This is a genomic window from Micromonospora tarensis (assembly GCF_016803395.1).
GTDB classification, from domain to species: Bacteria; Actinomycetota; Actinomycetes; order Mycobacteriales; family Micromonosporaceae; genus Micromonospora; species Micromonospora tarensis.
On record NZ_JAEVHL010000140.1, the window covers coordinates 1 to 16,859 of the forward strand.

Sequence of the window (16,859 nt, forward strand, 5' to 3'; positions counted from 1 at the left end):
ACCCGCCGATACGGCCGGAGCGGTGTCCCGCGAGTCCAGCGGGGACTGCCACTGGGTGGGCGCCGGCGCGGGGGTGCGCCACTGGTCGGGCAGCGTCGCCGCCGAGGTCGCGGCACTGGCGAACTGCTCGGCGTGCCCGGCCGGGGCGAGCGGCGTCTGCTCGACGGCCATCGGCTGACGCGGCCGGGTGAGCACCTGCTCGCGACCCCGGTTGGTGGGCAGCACCACGGTGGCGGCGGGGAGGGTCACCTGGGCGACGGTGCCACCCTCGACGTTGCGGCGCAGCTCGACCCGGATGCCGTAGCGGGAGGCGAGTCGACTCACCACGGCCAGACCCATCAGCCGGAACGCGGCGACGTCGACGCTCGGCGGGGCCGCCAGCCGGCGGTTGAGCGAGTCGAGCTGTTCGTCGGTGAGGCCGAGCCCCCGGTCCTCGATCTGGATCAGGACGTAGTCGCGGATCCGGCGACCGTCGGCGACCACGGTGGTGTTCGGCGGCGAGAACCGGGTGGCGTTGTCGAGCAGCTCGGCGACGAGGCGTACCACGTCGTTGACCGCGTGCGCGGCCACCGAGATGTCGGTGTCCACGGTGCCGAACTCGATGCGGTTGTACAGCTCCACCTCGGACTGGGCGGCGCGTAGGACGTCCACCACCAACGCGTCGTCGCGGCGCGGCACGGCGGAGTCGGCACCGGCCAGGACCAACAGGTTCTCGTCGTTGCGGCGCATTCGGGTGGCCAGGTGGTCCAGCTCGAAGAGCTGCGCGAGCCGCTTCGGGTCCTCCTCACCACGCTCGATCGCGTCCAGCTCGCCGATCATCCGGTCGACCAGGGTCTGACTGCGGCGGGCCAGGTTGAGGAACATCGCCGAGACACTGGTCCGGAGCGCCGCCTGCTCGGCCGCGACCCGCACCGCCTCCCGGTGTACGACGTTGAAGGCCAGCGCGACCTGACCGACCTCGTCGCGGGTGTTGAGTTGGATCGGGTCCCGGACCTGCCGGACGATCTCCTCCACTCCGCCGTCGCCGACGCTGCCCATGTTCTGCAGCCGATGCACTGCGTCGGGCAGGTCGTGGTTGGCCACCGAGAGGGCGCCCTCACGCAGCCGGCGCAGCGATTCGTTGAGCGAGCGGGCCAGCACCACGGCCAGCGTGACCGCGATGATCAGGGTCAGCAGCACCAGGACCGACTCGACCACGGCCTGCCGGATGACGTCCGAGCGCGCCTGGTCCGCCTGCTGCAACAGGCGGTCCTGGAGTTGGATCTCGGCCCAGCGCATCAGGTCGTTCACGGCGCCGATGGCCGCGGTGGCGTCCTGCGCGCTGACGAGTGGACGCTGCCCGACCGAGCGGGTGATGTCGGTGGCCACCCGGTCGGCGAGGCCTACCGCGTCACCGGAGACGGTGCTGTCGACCAGCGCGCGCTGCACCGGGTCGGCCGCCAGCGAGAAGGCGACCAGCGCCTCCTGCTGGCCGGTCAACGTCGCCACGAAGGAGGAGAACTGTTCCGGGTCGAGCTGCCCCGCGGTCAGCGCGGTGAAGGCGACCGCCTCCTCCTCGGCGACGGACGACTTGGCGCGGGCGAAGGCGGCGACCGCGCGGCGGCTGTCCGCCAGGCTCTCGTCACCGGGCAGCTGGGCCAGGCCGTCACCGTAGGAGACCAGGTCGGTGAGGATGACGCCGTAGCGGAGCACCGCTTCGGCGACCGCCATCTGCCGGCGGTCCAGCACCTCTTGACGGGTGCCGTCCAGGGTCGCCAGGTGGTCGTCGATGGCGGCCAACCGGTCCCGCAGGGCCGCCGGCACCTCGCCGATCCGGTCCCGCTCGGCGCGGTACTCGTCCACCCGCTGCTGGGTCTGGCGGACCCGCAGGTTGTACGCGTCGGCCGGCTGCTGCGGAGCGGCCAGGTAGGCGGCGGCGGCCATCCGCTCGGCCTGGAGGTCCTGGGTCAGGGCGCTGACGTCGATGGAGAGCGCCGTCAGTGACCGGGCCCGGGTGGCGTCGAAGGCACCCTCGCCGACGGAGATCAGGCGAACCGTGGCGAGCGCGATCACCGCCGCCACCGGAACAACCAGAATCAGCGCCAGTTTGGACCGGATCCGGGCGTCCCGGAGCCTCGGCAACCGTCGGCGCGCACGTCGACCGCTGTCGCCGAGCACGGGCAGGGTCGTCGGTCCGGTGCTCACGACATCGCCTCCGTCGTTTCTTCCCCGCCTGACCCGCCGAGCCATGCCGTAAGCGGTGGGGACCACGCGCGGCACGGCCGCGATTTCATCAGAGATGATCCTGCTTGGGAAGCCGCAGTGAGGTAGGAAACGGTCGGACGGAGCGCATCCCGTGATCCGGGCAACTGATACCTTCATTTCCGCAAGCCCCTGAACAGGGCATGTAACTCCAGAGTGGTCACGCGTGTATGCAAAGTGAGCTTTTGCAAACATTGCGTTACCCCAGCATGTGGGATGACCGTCCCGAAAATACCGCCGGGGTCCGCGCTTGACCACAGCGCCGGCCATTGGCAAGGTTTTGCAAGCTTCGCGCACACCGTACGGCAGAGAAGATCCCGCCCTCCACTGAGGACGGATTAGCGGCGGTGACCGGGCAGCGCCCGCGCCCGCACCTGGAGGACTGAGTTGAGCCCCATCCGCTCCGCGACCATCGCGGCGCTCGTATCGGCCGTAGTGGCCACCACGCTCACCGGCTGCCAGTTCGGCGCAGCGGAGACGGACACCAGTCCGATCGTGATCGCCGTCGACCTCGAACTGTCCGGTGCCGCGGCCCCCGTCGGCCGGACATACCAGCGAGCCCTGGAACTCAAGCGCGATCAGTTGAACTCCTCCGGGGCACTGAACGGCCGGAAGATTAAACTGAACTTCAAGGACAACCGTTCCGACGCCGCCGAGTCGCTTCGCAACATCGCCGACTTCAGCAGCGATTCTCAGGTCAGCGCGATCATCATGGGCGGCTGCAACGAATGCGCGCTCGGTGCCGTGGGGGCCATCAACGAGAAGCGGATTCCCACCATTGCGCTCGCCGCTTCCGGTGCGATCGCCAGCCCGGTGGCCGATCGGCGGTACGTGTTCAAGCTGGGCCCCAACGCCGCCGACAGTGCCGCCGCACTCACCACCGAACTGCGCCGCAACAACGTCCGCAAGGTGGGGGCGCTCGTCAGCGACGACGACTACGGCCGGGAGGGGATGGCCGCGCTCAAGAGCGAGTTGGACAAGGCCAACATCACGCTTCGCGAGCAGAAGGCCAAGATCACCGACACCGACGTGAGCCAGCAGGTCCGGCTGCTCACCGCGAGCAAGCCGAACGCGCTCGTCTTCTGGACCCCGCCGGAGCAGGCGATGCTGGCCGCCACCAGCGCACAGCAGACCACCTTCCGTGGGTCGCTCTTCTTCGACGCCGGGGCGGCCGGTGACCTCTTCCTCGGCGCTGCGGCCAAGGCCACCGAGCGGGCGACGCTGATCTTCACCCAGACGATGGTGATCGACGACGTGATCGCGACCACGCCGGCCAAAGCCTCGCGGCGGCAGTGGTTCCAGGACTACACGGCCCGCTTCGGCGGGTACAACGGGTCGTCGTCCTTCGCCGCGGACGCCATCCAGCTGATCGCCGACGCGGAGCTGCGCGCCGGCGGCGAGGCCGGCAAGGTGAACCGGGACGGCATCCGGGACGTCCTCGAGACGTCGCAGATGGACGGTCTCTCCGGCCCGATCCGGATGACACCGGACAACCACAGCGGCCTGATGCCCCAGGCGCTCACCACGCTTGTCGCACGCAACGGCCGGTGGCGGTTGGCTGGCTGACAGCCCTTGGTCCTGCCGTCGGGTGCCGGGTGGGGTGTGGCGTCGAACGCAGCGGGCCGGTCTCCTGATCAGGAGACGGCCGCTGGCGGTTCTGGCTAGTGACTGCTCGTGGTTTCGCGGACCCAGGGCAGGGCGATGCGTTCGATCAGCAGCAGCGCCGAGTAGAGCAGGATGCTCACCAACGCCACCAGCATGATCGCCGCCCAGGCGGTGGCGGAGTCGCCGATGCCGGCGTACTGGGTGATGACGTAGCCGAGGCCACTCTCGCCGGCCTGGAACTCGCCGATCACCGCGCCGATCGCGGCGAGCGGCATGGCCACCTTGAGGCCCACGAAGATCTGCGGCAGCGCGGCCGGAAAGCGCACCTTGCGGAACGCCTGCCAGCGGGACGCGTTCCAGGACCGCACCAGCTCGGCCAGGTCGGCCGGCGTGGTGGTCAACCCGGTCGCGGTGGAGAGCACGATCGGGAAGAAGCAGAGCAGGAACACCATGGTCAGGATCGGCGTCTGACCCCAGCCGAGCGCCACCACCAGCAGCGGCCCCAGCGTGATCTTCGGCACCGCGTTCACCGCCACCAGCAGCGGGGTGAACATCCGCTCGACCGTGCGGGAGCTGGCCAGGGACAGTCCGAGCAGGACACCGGCGACCACCGAGAGGGCGAAGCCGTACAGGATCTCCAGCATGGTGTCCCAGGTGTGCTCCAGCATCTGGGCGGGCTTGTCGACGAAGGCGGTGAGCACGTCACCGGGCGGTGGCAGGGCCGCCGGGTGGACCAGCTCCAGCCGGGCGATCAACCACCAGGCCACCAGGGCGATCAGGAGACCGGCCGTGGGCAGCAGCGCCGCCCCGGCGCCGGCCCGGAGGCCCGCGCCCCGACCGGCCCGCCCCGCCGCGCACCATGCGTCGATGGTGGTGCCGCCACCGCCGGATCCGCCGACCGGACGTCGGTCATCTCTGTCCTCCTCCGAAATCCCACGGCCCGTCGGGGAGCCGACGAGCGTCGGGGGTACGCCCCAACCGGAATCGGCGGAACGTACCCCCGGATGGCGACCCGACGATCAGGCCTTCGGCGCGAGGCCGAAGTCGATGATCTGCTCGGGGGTGATGTTCTGCTTCAGCGCACCGGCGCCCTGCAGGATGGCGATGCTCTTGGCGACCCGACCGCTGTCCAGGGTGCCGATCGCGGTACCGGTGTTGCCGGAACGGACGTACGCGGCCATCAGCTCCAGCTCGGCGGCGGCGGCGACCGGGTTGGAGGCGTCCACGTTCTTCTTCAGGATCTCGCCGGCCTCCTTGGCGTTGGCCAGGCTGTACTCCAGGCCCTTGAGCAGCGCCGCGGTGAACCGCTTCACCATCTCGGGCTTCTCCTTGGCGATCTTCGAGGAGGTGATCAGCACGTTGCCGTAGAGGTCCTGCATCACGTTGCTGTACGGCAGCATGACGGCCTTCTTCTTGGCCACCGCCTCGATGGTCGGCTGACCCACGACGAACTGGCCGATGCCGTCCACCGAGCCGGAGCCGAGCATGCCGATCAGGCCCTGCGCCTCACCGTTGACCCAGGTGACCTTGTTCACGTCCACGCCGGCGAGCCGGGCGTACGTCGGGAACAGGTTGCGGACCACGGAGCCGGGGGTGTCGGCGAGCTTCTTGCCCTCCAGGTCCTTCGGCGACGCGATGTTCTTGCCCTCGACCGAGGCGATGCCCGCCATGGTGCGCTGCTGGATCGCCGCCACCACGGTGAAGTCCTTGGCCTGGCCGTTGCCGACCTGGAGCAGACCACCGGTGAGGTCGATCGGGCCGAAGTCGGCCTGACCACCGACGACGGTCTGGATCACGCCACCGGTGCCCTGACCGGCCTTGATCTCGACGTCGAAGCCGGCGTCCTTGAAGAAGCCCTTCTCCTTCGCGACCCAGGCGTAGGAGTCGCGGCCGAACTGACCGAACGAGGTCAGGTAGGTCACCTTCTCCAGGCCCTTGCCGTCGCCGCCCTTGGCGTCATCGGCCGAATCCGACCCGCTGCTGCAGGCGGAGACAAGGGCGAGGGCGGTGGCCAGCGCGGCCGCAGCGACCGTACGGGTCAGCCTTCTCATCAGTGCACCATGTCCTTTCCGACCGGGGCTACAGGCCACCGGAGGGGGTTGTCGTGACGGGCCGGCGGGAGGGGTGGAAGCCGGACTCCGCCGTCGTGGGGGGACTCTTCGCGGGCACAGCGTACGAGAACCCCACAGTTGCGACGCCAGTCGTATCGGGTTGCGGAACGGAAACAACCTGACGACCACCCCGGACAGTGCGATAGGGCGACAGGCCGGCTAGCCTTTCTCGGATTCCTGACCATCCACTCAGCGGAGGTACGCCGGAGATGATCCGACTGGCCGGGGTGTCCCGTACCTTCGAGGGCCGTTCCGGCCGGGTGGAAGCGCTGCGCGGCATCGACCTCGACGTCGCCGACGGCGAGTTCGTCGCCGTCGTCGGCCGCTCCGGCTGCGGCAAGTCCACCCTGCTCCGGCTGATCGCCGGGCTGCTTCCGCTGACCGCCGGTGAGATCACCGTTGCCGGTACGCCGATCGCCCGGCCCCGTCAGGACATCGCGATGCTGTTCCAGAAGCCGGCGCTGCTGCCCTGGCGCACGGTGCTGGACAACGTTCTCCTGCCGGTGGAGATCTTCGGCTGGGGCCGGGCCAAGCACCGGGAGCGGGCCCGGCAACTGCTCGACGTGGCCGGGTTGGCCGGTTTCGAGAAGCGGCTGCCACACGAACTCTCCGGCGGCATGCAACAGCGGGTGTCGCTGTGCCGGTCGTTGATCGGCGAGCCCCGGGTGATGCTGATGGACGAGCCGTTCTCCGCGCTGGACGCGCTCACCCGGGAGGAGCTCTCCGGCGAACTCCAGCGGGTGCACATGGAGAACAAGTCGACAATCGTCTTCGTCACCCACTCGATCGACGAGGCGGTGCTGCTCGCCGACCGGGTGGTCGTGCTGAGCCCGCGCCCCGGCCGGATCCGCAAGGTGGTCGACGTCGACATCCCCCGCCCCCGCAGCCTGGGCCGCAACGCCCACCTGGCCGACGTCGCCCGGGTCAGCGCGGATCTGCACGAGTTGTTGATGGAACGCGAGCAGCCGGCCGCGGCCGGCGCGGAAGGACACTGACCATGCGGGTGTCGGTCTTCACCGAGCCGAACCGTGGCGCCAGCTACGACACCCAGCTCCGGTTCGCGCGGCTGGTCGAGGCCTGCGGCTACGAGGGCTTCCTCCGCGCCGACCACTACCAGTCGATGGGCGCCGACCCGGGCCTGCCCGGCCCGACGGACGCCTGGCTGACCCTCGCCGCGCTGGCCCGGGAGACCGACCGGATCCGGCTCGGCACCCTGGTGACGTCGGCCACGTTCCGGCTGCCCGGTCCGCTCGCGGTGCTGGTCGCGCAGGTCGACCAGATGAGCGGTGGCCGGGTCGACCTGGGCATCGGCGCCGGCTGGTACGAGCGCGAGCACACCTCGTACGGCATTCCGTTCCCGCCGGTCGGCGAGCGCTTCGACCGGCTGGCCGAGCAGCTCGAAGTGATCACGGGGTTGTGGCGGACCCCGCCGGGCGAGACCTACACCTTCACCGGCGACCACTACCGGCTGGTGGACGCGCCCGCCCTGCCCAAGCCGGTGCAGGTGCCCGGTCCGCCGATCATCGTGGGCGGGCGCGGTCCCAAGCGCACCCCGGAGCTGGCCGCCCGGTACGCCGACGAGTTCAACATGCCGTTCAAGTCCGTGGCGGTCACCGCCCAGGCGTTCGACCGGGTGGGTGAGGCGTGCGAGCGCACCGGGCGGACCGAGTCCGGCCGGGACCCGCTGGTGCTCTCCGCCGGGATCGTGGTGGCCATCGGTCGGACCGACGCGGAGGCCCAGCGGCGGGCCGCCCCACTGCACGAGAAGAGCGCGCTGCCGCCGGAGGATCCGGTGGTCGGCTCCCCCGCACAGCTCGCGCAGCGGATCGGCGAGTTCGCCGCGATCGGCGCCACCCGGGTCCACCTACGCCTGATCGATTTCGACGACCTCGACCACCTTGAGCTGATCGCCGCCGAGGTGCTGCCCCAACTGGACGGAGAACGATGACCGACGTGATCGAGGGGACGGAACTCGGGCCGGTGGGCCAGGAGATCGTGTACGAGAACGACCGGGTCCGGGTCTGGCACATCCGCCTCGAACCGGGCGAGCGGCAGCCGCTGCACCGGCACGACCACCCGTACCTGGTGGTGGCGATCCAGGGCGCGAAGAACGTCGTCCAGACCATCGACGGCACCCGGATCGACGCCGACGAGCCCACCGGCGGGGTGGTCTACCGGGACCCGGGAGCGGTGCACATGCTCACCAATGTCGGAGATACGACTTACCTGGCTCGGCTGGTCGAGCTGAAGTAGCCCGCTGATCACCACCGGCGTGCCGCGCGGCGTGCCGGTGGCGATCGGGTGTACCAGGTGCGTAACGTGCCGGACATGGCCTATCGGACCTGGGGCAGACTGCTGCTCACGGCGCTCGGGGTGAGCGTGCTGGCCGGGGCCGGCCAGCTCGGCGTCGCGTACGGTTTCGGCATCGTCCGGCTGACCGGCGCCTTCACCGGTACGACAGTCAACCAGTGGCCGGCCCAGCTCGTCTGGGTTGGCTGGTTCGCCGCGAACGCCGCCGTCGCCGGTGCCGTCCTCACCGGACGGCTCGCTCACCGGGACGCCCCGGCGGCCAGCACCGGCCGGCAGCTGGCCATCGGCGGCGCGGCGGCGCTCGGTGCCACAGTCATCGCCCCGCTCTGCATGCAGCCCGCCCGCGCCGCGGAGCTGATCTCCGTCGACCCGGTCTGGGCGGTGGGCATCTGCGCCGTGGTCGGTGCGGTGGTCGGGGCGGGCGCGGCGATCGCCGTGCTGCTCCGGCCGGAGCTGGGCTGGAACATGGCGGCGGTGGCGGGCGCGGTCTGGCTGCTGGCGTTGATCTCCGTCCTGCCGTCGCTCGGCAGCACCGGCCCGCTGCCGACCGTCCGGCTCGGCGTGCTGGAACCGAGCTGGCTCGACGACGACGCCGCACAGCGGCTGGCGCTGCTCCTGCTGCCCACCGTGGCCCTGCTGGCTGGCGCGGCGACCGCCGGGTTCGCCCGCTGGCGGGGCACGGCCCCGCTGGTCAGCGGGGGCACCGGGGTCGCCGGTCCGGTGCTGGTGGCGTTCGCCTACCTGACCGCCGGCCCGGGCGACGCGGTCGACCGCTACCAGGCGACCCCCTACTACAGCTCCTTGATCGCGATCATCGCCGGAGTGCTCGGCGCGGCAGCGGCAGCGCTGCTGCGTTGGCCGACCGGCGCCCGCAGCGCGGGTCCGCAGGCGATCGAGCCTTCCGCCATCCTGCGGCCGCTGGACAGCGGCCGACCCGGCCCGGCACCGGGTCGGCGAGTCCGGCCGAGGATGGGGAGACCGCCGAGCGCACCGACGCCCAGCCGGCCAACGCCGAGCTGTCCACCGGCGCCGCGTCGGGCAGCGTCGTTCCCGCTCCGTGGGGTGACCGCGGCGGCGTACGCACCGTCCCGGCCCACTGGGACTGGCCAGCGACCAACCCGAGCGGTCAGCACGGTCCGACTCCCGCCACCCCGGCGCGCCCGCGGCCTGGCTGACCGCTCCCACGGGTGAGTTCAGTGCGGCAGCGCGGACGTCCTCGGCGAACCAGGATGCTGTCACCTCCCCGGTCGACACCGAGCCCTCGGCCACCACCGCCAGCACCAGCGTCAGCAGTTCGACCGACGCGGCCCCGAGCAGCACCACGGCCGGCCGCGCCGACGCCGCACCGGTGACCGCCGGCGCCACGGCCGACGAGTCGACCGACAGCAGGGCGACCGACGGCCCGACCGCCAGCGCGGCGACCGACGGCCCGAGCGGCACGCGCGGTCGGGCGCCGCCCACAAGACCACCGCCAGCGCCCCGACCAGCACCGCCTCGAGCAGCCCGGTCACCGCCAGCTCGGACCGGACCGACGCGGACACCTCCAGCTCGGCCCCAACCAGTCCGGCCACCGCCAGCTCGGACCAGACCGAAGCGGACGCGTCCAGCACGGACGGGACCAGCGTTGGAACGCAGACCGACGCCGCCGGTCCCGGTTCGGTCGATGGGTCGCTGTCGGTCAAGCCGCGCCGGACCCGTAAGCCGAAGGCCGACCGGGACGCCACCACCGGATCCGCCCCGGTTGCCGGCCCGCCCTCGGCCGAGTCGGCAACCGACCATGGGACGGCCACCGAGGAGACGACCACCGGTCGTACCCGGAAGGTCGCCCGGCCCGGTAGGTCCGCTGACCGCAACGGTGCTGGCCTGGCCAGCGGCACTGCCGTGCCCGGCAAGGACAGCCCGGGCACGCGACCGGGTCTGCCCGCCGAGGCCACCCCGGCGAGTGTCTCCGGCAGCACAGCGGCAGCGAGCCGACCGACCGCACCGGGCTCGACACGTGCACCGGCCGCCTCCTTTGGCGCCAACGCGGAGCGGGCACCCGCCGCCTCGGCAGCCACCGGATCCGACGCGACGCATCCGCCGGCCGGTCTGGACACCGCCTCCGCTGCCCAGTCGGCACCGGCAACCGCGGCGGGCGCGACGCCGGCCCAGGACGAAGCGACCACCGCAACCGGCCGCCCCGCCACGCACGCTGGGCAGACGCCGCGGGTGCGGCCACCGGCAGCACGGCGGCACCGGTCGAGCCGGCGACGCCGGCCAGCGATTCCACACCTCGTAGCGCGACCCGGCCCAGCACCGAGGAGAGCGCCATCGCGGGGTTGTTCGGGGTCACCGCCGCCAGCGACCCGGACGCGGCGCGGTGGACGCCGACGCCGACGGTCCGGCCGAACGCCTCGGCGTGGACGGTGCCATCGCAGGCTTCCCAGCCGGGGGCGACAACCCCTGAGGCGCCGGACGAGCCGGCCGAGCAGCTGCCGAGGCCTCGGCACCGGGCACCGCTGCCGGACCTGAGCCGGGCGGGCACCTGGAACGCGTTCGACACCTCCCGGCGCGAACGGCGGGATGCGCAGGACAGCGCACCGGCATCGACCGGCGAGACGGCCACCCCGGTCGACCAGCCGACGGGCTCGCCGGTGCCGGCGAGCGCGCCCACCAGCACCGACGACCCGACCAGCACCGGCACCGGCACCGGCGACCCGACCAGCACCGACGACCCGGCCAGCACCGACGCCACAGCCGCCACGCCGGCGGACGCCACGGTTGCCGAGCAGCCCTCGCGGCGAGGTCGACTCGGCGGGCTGTTCCGCCGCAACCGGTCCCGAGGCGACGAGGCGAGTTCGCCGACGTCGGACGAGACGGAGCCGTTGGCGACCCAGGACGAGGAGTTCGTCGACTGGGTCGCCGGTCTGAGCAAGCCGGTGTGGGACAACGAGCCGAAGCAGGAGAACGGCCGTCGCTCGCTGCGCACCTCCGGTCGACACCACCGCGACTGACGTCGGCACCCGGCGCGCTGGCAGCCGACCGGTCACCGCTCGATCGACTCGGGTTCCACGAAACGGGGCTATCCCACCCAGCCGGAAGCCCCGACATCACGGAACCCGAGTCGATCAGACCCGCCGCACCCCGCGCCGACCCCCGGCGCGGGTCAGGTCAGGCGAGCGGTAGGTAGACCCGGCCGCCGCCGGAGACGAACTCCGCCGACTTGTCCCTCATGCCGCGCGCCGCGTACTCCTTCAGCTCCTGGGTGATCTTCATGGAGCAGAACTTCGGGCCGCACATCGAACAGAAGTGGGCCGTCTTCGCCGGCTCGGCGGGCAGCGTCGCGTCGTGGTACGAGCGCGCCGTCTCCGGGTCCAGCGAGAGGTTGAACTGGTCCTCCCAGCGGAACTCGAACCGCGCCTTGGACAGGGCGTCGTCCCAGGCCTGCGCGCCGGGGTGCCCCTTGGCCAGGTCCGCCGCGTGTGCCGCGATCTTGTACGCGATCACGCCGGCCTTCACGTCGTCCCGGTCCGGCAGGCCGAGGTGCTCCTTCGGCGTGACGTAGCAGAGCATCGCGGTGCCGAACATGCCGATCATCGCAGCGCCGATCGCGGACGTGATGTGGTCGTACGCCGGCGCGATGTCGGTGGTCAGCGGGCCGAGCGTGTAGAAGGGCGCCTCGTGGCACCACTCCTGCTGGAGATCCACGTTCTCCTTGATCTTGTGCATCGGCACGTGGCCCGGACCCTCGATCATCACCTGGACGTCGTACGCCCAGGCGATCTTCGTCAGCTCGCCGAGGGTGCGTAGCTCGGCGAACTGCGCCTCGTCGTTGGCGTCCGCGATCGAGCCGGGACGCAGCCCGTCGCCGAGCGAGAAGGTCACGTCGTAGCGCGCGAGGATCGCGCACAACTCCTCGAAGTTGGTGTAGAGGAAGTTCTCCTCGTGGTGCGCCAGACACCAGGCCGCCATGATCGAACCACCCCGGGAGACGATCCCGGTCACCCGGTCCACGGCCAGCGGCACGTACGGCAGCAGCACCCCGGCGTGCACGGTCATGTAGTCCACGCCCTGCTCGGCCTGCTCGATGACGGTCTCCCGGAACACCTCCCAGCTCAACTTCACCGGGTCGCCGCCGACCTTCTCGAGGGCCTGGTAGATGGGCACCGTCCCGATCGGCACCGGCGAGTTCCGCACGATCGCCTCCCGGGTCTCGTGGATCCGCTTGCCGGTGGACAGGTCCATCACGGTGTCCGCGCCCCAGCGGGTGGCCCAGGTGAGCTTCTCCACCTCCTCGGCGACCGACGAGCTGACCGCCGAGGTGCCGATGTTGGCGTTCACCTTGACCAGGAACGCCTTCCCGATGATCGCCGGCTCACACTCCGGGTGGTTCACGTTGAGCGGAAGCACCGCCCGACCGGCGGCGATCTCGGCCCGCACCAGCTCCGGGTCGACGTTCTCCCGGATCGCCACGAACTCCATCTCCGGCGTCACCACACCCGCCCGCGCGTATGCCAGCTGGGTGGGCCGGCGACCATCCGCCCCGGCGAGCGGCGTGCCCGCACCCCGCACCGGGGCCACGTCACCACGCTCCGCGATCCACCGACCCCGCAACGCGGGCAACCCCACCGACGGGTCCGACCCCGGGCCGGACGTGTCGTAGAGCCGCACCGGCTGATGGTCCCCGGTCAGCTCCACCTCCGCGAACGGCACCCGCAGGTCCGGTCGGGAACCCTCGACGTACACCTTGCCTCGTGCCTGCATGACAGCCTCCCTGGTGATCAGGCGGACCAGCCGAAGTGGTTCAGCGGCCCGCGCCCCGCGCCCAGCTCCCAACTCCGCGCGCCGGTCAGCGCGCGGAGCACGTACTCCTTGGCGGCCCCCACCGCGGCTGGCACCGGATCGCCCAGGCCGAGCCGCACCGCGATGGCCGCCGAGAACGAGCACCCGGTGCCGTGGTTGTGCCTGGTGTCCACCCGTGGGGCGCGCAGCAGAGTGGTGACCCCGTCGCCGTGCAGCACGTCGACCGCCTCGCCGCCGGCCAGGTCACCGCCGGTGACCACCACGTACTCCGGGCCGCCGGCCGCCAAGGCCTCGGCGGCCACCACCATCGCGGCCACGTCGTCCACCGGACGTCCGGTGATGGCCGCGGCCTCCGCGCAGTTCGGCGTCGCCACCCGGGCGTACGGCAGCAGCCGCTCCACCGCGCCCACCACGCCGAGCCGGTGGCCACTCGTGGCGACCAGCACCGGGTCGACGACGAGCTGGGGCAACCGGCCGTCCCGAGCCGCCTCGGCCACCACGTCCGCGATCGCCGGGGTGCCGAGCATCCCCGTCTTGACCGCGCTGACCGCGAAGTCGGCGAGCACGCTCTCCAACTGCTCGGTGACAGTGCGCGGGGGGAGCGGCAGCACCGCGTCGACACCTCTGGTGTTCTGCGCGGTGACCGCCGTGAGGACGCTGGTGCCGTACGCGCCAAGCGCCGCGAAGACCTTGAGGTCTGCCTGGATGCCTGCGCCGCCGCCGGAGTCCGAGCCGGCGATGGTCAGCAGTGTTCGCGGGGTCATTTTCTTTCCTTGGTTGCGGTTTGGGGCTGCGGCCGACCGTGCCCACTCCGGGCGGTCAGGCTTGATCCCTGCGTGGCCACGGTCGGCCGCAGCCCCTGTCGTGGGGACCTGGCTGACCCCGCGCCGGGTTTGAGAAGCTCAGGGGTGACCGCCTCGACATAAGCGCTGGTCAGGGTGGCGGCTGTTTCGGCGGGGTCTTTGGCTCGCATGAGTGCGCCCAGGACTGCTACTCCGACGGCTCCCGCCTTGACGCAGGCGGTTACCTGTTCTGGGGTCTCGACTCCGCCCAGGGCCAGCAGCGGCACGGGGCTGGTCTCGACCAGCTTTCGCAGGCCGTCGGGTCCCAGGGGTGGGCCGTAACCAGGTTTTGTTCTGGTGGGCCAGATTGGGGAGACCGTCGCGTAGTGCTCGGTGGTCAGGCGGTCCAGCTCAGTCCGGTGGTGGCAGGAGCGGCCGACCAGCCGGTGCAACGGCGGTGGGTACGGGCCGGCGGCGGGCAGGTGCACGGCGTCGCCGCCGAGCGGGTCGGGGCCGGCCACGACGAGGGTTCCGCCGACGTCGGCCAGGATGGCGCGGAGGTCGGCGGCGAGGGCGGCACGCTCGGCGCGGGGCAGGTCCTTCTCGCGCAGCACCACCCAGCGCACTCCCCCGGCCACGGCTCCCGCCACCACCCGATCGAGCCGGTCCCGCGCGACGAGCCGATCGGTCAGCACGACGATCCCGGACGGCGGGGTCACAGCTCCGGTCTTCCCGCGTCGGGGGTGGAGGCGAGCGCGTGGAAGCGGCGGGCGATCCGGCCGGCGCCGGCGGCCAGCCGTCCGGCCTCGACCGCGTACCGCATCGCGGTGGCCATCGCCACCGGGTCGGCGGCCCGGGTGACCGCGCTGGCCAGCAGCACCCCGTCGCAGCCCAGCTCCATCGCCAGCGCCGCGTCGGACGCGGTGCCGATGCCGGCGTCGAGGATCACCGGGACGTCCACGCCCTGCCGGATCAGCCGGATGTGGTGCGGGTTGCCGACGCCGAGCCCCGACCCGATCGGGGAGCCGGCCGGCATCACCGCCGCACAGCCCACGTCGGCGAGGCGGCGGGCCAGCACCGGGTCGTCACTGGTGTACGGCAGCACTGTGAAGCCGTCGGCGACCAGCTCCTCGGCGGCGCGGAGCAGCTCCACCCCGTCGGGCAGCAGCGTCCGCTCGTCGCCGATCACCTCCAGCTTGATCCAGTCGGTGTCGAACGCGTCCCGGGCCAGCCGGGCCACCTTCACCGCCTCGGTCGCCGTGTGGCAGCCGGCGGTGTTCGGCAGCAGGCGTACCCCGCACCGGTCCAGCAGCTCCAGCAGCCCGCCGGTGGAGCCCGGCGCCGTGCCCACCCGGCGCAGCGCCACTGTGACCAGCTCGGTGCCGGACGCCCGGATCGCCTGCTCCAGCACGTGCAGGTTCGCGGCCCCGCCGGTGCCGAGGATCAGCCGCGAGGTGAAGGTCTGCCCACCCAGCTCGAACGACATGCCGCTCACCCGCCCTGCGCCGCGGTGAGCACCTCGACCCGGTCCCCGTCGCGCAGCACCCGCGCCGGCCAGTCGGCCCGGGGCACCACCTCGCCGTTGACCGCGACCGCCACCCCACGCGGGTGCGCCACGATGTCGCTGACCAGGTCCGCCACCGACAGGTCGGTGGCGACGCTGCGCCCGGCCCCGTTCACCGTCAACTCCACCGGTCCCCCTCCATCGTCGGTTCAGGTCCGCCCAGCGCGGCACCGTCGAAGCGGTCGGCCCGCAACGGCGCAAGCAGCGGGTCGGGTACGCCGCCGAGCACCAGGTCGGCGATCAGGTCGGCGGTGATCGGGGTGAGCACGATGCCGTGCCGGTGATGCCCGGTGGCGGCCAGGACGTCCGGCCGGCCGGGCAGCGGCCCGAGGATCGGCGCGTTGTCCGGGGTGCCCGGGCGCAGCCCGGCGACCGCCTCGACCAGGTCGTACTCGGCCAGTTCGGGCAGCAAATCGACGCCGGCGCGCAGTAGGCGCTGCACGGCACCGGCGGTGACCGTGGTGTCCGACCGCTCCTCCACCGTCGCGCCGAGCACCACCTCACCGTCGGGGCGGGGCACCAGGTAGACGGGCTCGCCGTCGGCGTACCCCCGGATCACGTGCCGGAAGCCCGGCGCGGCGCCGTCGGGCGCGCGCAGCCGGAGGATCTGGCCCTTTACCGGCCGCACGGGCAGGCCGGTGAGCGCGGCGGTCCCGCAGCCGGCGGCGACCACGGTGAGCCGAGCGTCCACATCGGACAGCCGTCGGACCGTCCGCGGCACGAGCACCGCGCCGGCCCGCTGCGCGGCCGTGCGCAGCGCCGGCACCAGCAGTCGGGGGTCGACCTGGTGGTCGGTGGGCGCGAGCGCGCCGCCGCGTACCCGTGGGGCGAGCGCCGGCTCGCGGTCACGCAGCTCGCTGGGGCGCAGCGGGGTCACCGGCAGGCCCAACCCCCGCTGGTACGCCCAGAGCCGGCGCGCCTCGGCCAGGTCGTCACCGGTCAGCCCGACCATCAGGGTGCCCTCGGTCCGGTAGCCGATCTCGACGCCGGTCGTCGCGGTCAGCTCGGCGGCGAACGCCGGCCAGCGGGCGGCGGACGCCAGCAGCAGGTCGGTCAGCTGCCGCTCCCCGAAGTACGCCTCGGCGACCGGGGAGAGCATGCCGGCGGCCACCGCCGACGCCCCCGAGCCGGACGCCGGATCGTGCACCTCGACGCGCAGCCCCCGGGCGGCGCAGCGCCACCCGATGGCCAGCCCGATCGGGCCCGCGCCGACCACCGCCACGTCCGGCCGGACCCGGTCGCTCGATCGCGGTGACGGAGACCGGCCGGTCAGCACGCCAGGGCCTCGATCAGCTCGGTGGTGGCCCGGGCCGGGTCGGCGGCGGCGGAGACGGCTCCGACAACCGCCACCCCGTACGCCCCGGCGGCCCGCAGTGCCGGCACCCGGGCGGCGGTGACCCCGCCGATCGCGATGACCGGGACGTCGACGGCGTCGACGACGGCGCGTACCCCGGCGGGCCCGAT

16 protein-coding genes and 1 pseudogene are annotated in these 16,859 nt (G+C 72.4%); 6 read left to right on the forward strand and 11 right to left on the reverse strand.

All coding sequences use genetic code 11. From position 1 onward, the window contains the following. Positions 1-2,184, reverse strand: a 2,184-nt coding sequence (locus JM949_RS23130; protein ID WP_203150440.1) for a sensor histidine kinase, incomplete at its 3' end; no start/stop codon positions are given. A 395-nt stretch (positions 2,185-2,579) separates the two neighbouring features. Continuing rightward, positions 2,580-2,726, reverse strand: coding sequence for a hypothetical protein (locus tag JM949_RS39275; protein WP_309232285.1), 147 nt, complete (start codon positions 2,724-2,726; stop codon positions 2,580-2,582). Here JM949_RS39275 and JM949_RS23135 point away from each other — a divergent pair. Beyond that, positions 2,677-3,807 carry an ABC transporter substrate-binding protein gene (locus JM949_RS23135; protein WP_309232284.1) on the forward strand — a complete coding sequence of 377 codons (1,131 nt, stop codon included), beginning with the start codon at positions 2,677-2,679 and terminating at the stop codon, positions 3,805-3,807. The genes JM949_RS39275 and JM949_RS23135 overlap by 50 nt on opposite strands. Positions 3,808-3,902: 95 nt before the next feature. On the opposite strand, the pseudogene JM949_RS23140 reads toward JM949_RS23135, so the two are convergent. Both JM949_RS23140 and JM949_RS23145 read right to left on the reverse strand, forming a co-directional pair. Next, positions 3,903-4,643 (reverse strand): annotated as a pseudogene (locus tag JM949_RS23140) (ABC transporter permease); the annotation flags it as partial. A gap of 222 nt (positions 4,644-4,865) precedes the next feature. Continuing rightward, on the reverse strand, positions 4,866-5,897 hold the full coding sequence (locus JM949_RS23145) for an ABC transporter substrate-binding protein (RefSeq protein WP_203150442.1): 1,032 nt from the start codon (positions 5,895-5,897) through the stop codon (positions 4,866-4,868). A gap of 269 nt (positions 5,898-6,166) precedes the next feature. Here JM949_RS23145 and JM949_RS23150 point away from each other — a divergent pair, with 269 nt between their 5' ends. The 5 genes from JM949_RS23150 (at position 6,167) to JM949_RS23170 (ending at position 11,260) form a co-directional block, all read left to right on the forward strand. Continuing rightward, positions 6,167-6,952 (forward strand): ABC transporter ATP-binding protein, encoded by a 786-nt coding sequence (locus JM949_RS23150; protein WP_203150443.1) that lies wholly within the window; start codon positions 6,167-6,169, stop codon positions 6,950-6,952. A 2-nt stretch (positions 6,953-6,954) separates the two neighbouring features. Further along, entirely contained in the window at positions 6,955-7,905 is a 951-nt protein-coding gene (locus tag JM949_RS23155; protein WP_203150444.1) for an LLM class F420-dependent oxidoreductase, read from the forward strand. After that, positions 7,902-8,210 carry a cupin domain-containing protein gene (locus tag JM949_RS23160; protein ID WP_203150445.1) on the forward strand — a complete coding sequence of 103 codons (309 nt, stop codon included), beginning with the start codon at positions 7,902-7,904 and terminating at the stop codon, positions 8,208-8,210. Before JM949_RS23155 ends, JM949_RS23160 begins: the two co-directional genes overlap by 4 nt. A gap of 75 nt (positions 8,211-8,285) precedes the next feature. After that, positions 8,286-9,458 (forward strand): hypothetical protein, encoded by a 1,173-nt coding sequence (locus JM949_RS23165; protein WP_203150446.1) that lies wholly within the window; start codon positions 8,286-8,288, stop codon positions 9,456-9,458. A 1,127-nt stretch (positions 9,459-10,585) separates the two neighbouring features. Beyond that, positions 10,586-11,260 carry a hypothetical protein gene (locus JM949_RS23170; RefSeq protein WP_203150447.1) on the forward strand — a complete coding sequence of 225 codons (675 nt, stop codon included), beginning with the start codon at positions 10,586-10,588 and terminating at the stop codon, positions 11,258-11,260. A gap of 157 nt (positions 11,261-11,417) precedes the next feature. On the opposite strand, the gene thiC is transcribed toward JM949_RS23170, so the two are convergent. The 7 genes from thiC to JM949_RS23205 form a co-directional block, all read right to left on the reverse strand. Then, positions 11,418-13,010: a phosphomethylpyrimidine synthase ThiC gene (gene thiC, locus JM949_RS23175; protein ID WP_203150448.1), complete on the reverse strand. Its 1,593-nt coding sequence runs from the start codon at positions 13,008-13,010 to the stop codon at positions 11,418-11,420. Positions 13,011-13,027: 17 nt separating this feature from the next. Then, complete coding sequence (thiD, locus tag JM949_RS23180; RefSeq protein WP_203150449.1) at positions 13,028-13,813, reverse strand: bifunctional hydroxymethylpyrimidine kinase/phosphomethylpyrimidine kinase; 786 nt, start codon at positions 13,811-13,813, stop codon at positions 13,028-13,030. Beyond that, on the reverse strand, positions 13,810-14,550 hold the full coding sequence (locus JM949_RS23185; protein ID WP_203150450.1) for a thiamine phosphate synthase: 741 nt from the start codon (positions 14,548-14,550) through the stop codon (positions 13,810-13,812). Before JM949_RS23185 ends, thiD begins: the two co-directional genes overlap by 4 nt. Further along, the gene (locus JM949_RS23190; protein WP_309232283.1) at positions 14,547-15,326 is read right to left on the reverse strand and encodes a thiazole synthase; all 780 of its coding nucleotides are present in this window, start codon (positions 15,324-15,326) and stop codon (positions 14,547-14,549) included. Before JM949_RS23190 ends, JM949_RS23185 begins: the two co-directional genes overlap by 4 nt. Then, on the reverse strand, positions 15,323-15,523 hold the full coding sequence (gene thiS / locus JM949_RS23195) for a sulfur carrier protein ThiS (protein WP_203150452.1): 201 nt from the start codon (positions 15,521-15,523) through the stop codon (positions 15,323-15,325). Before thiS ends, JM949_RS23190 begins: the two co-directional genes overlap by 4 nt. Beyond that, a complete protein-coding gene (gene thiO / locus JM949_RS23200; protein ID WP_407664806.1) occupies positions 15,514-16,671 on the reverse strand; it encodes a glycine oxidase ThiO in 1,158 nt (385 codons plus the stop codon). Before thiO ends, thiS begins: the two co-directional genes overlap by 10 nt. Further along, the coding region (locus JM949_RS23205; RefSeq protein WP_203150453.1) for a thiamine phosphate synthase at positions 16,665-16,859 on the reverse strand (195 nt) is incomplete at its 5' end. The genes thiO and JM949_RS23205, both read right to left, overlap by 7 nt.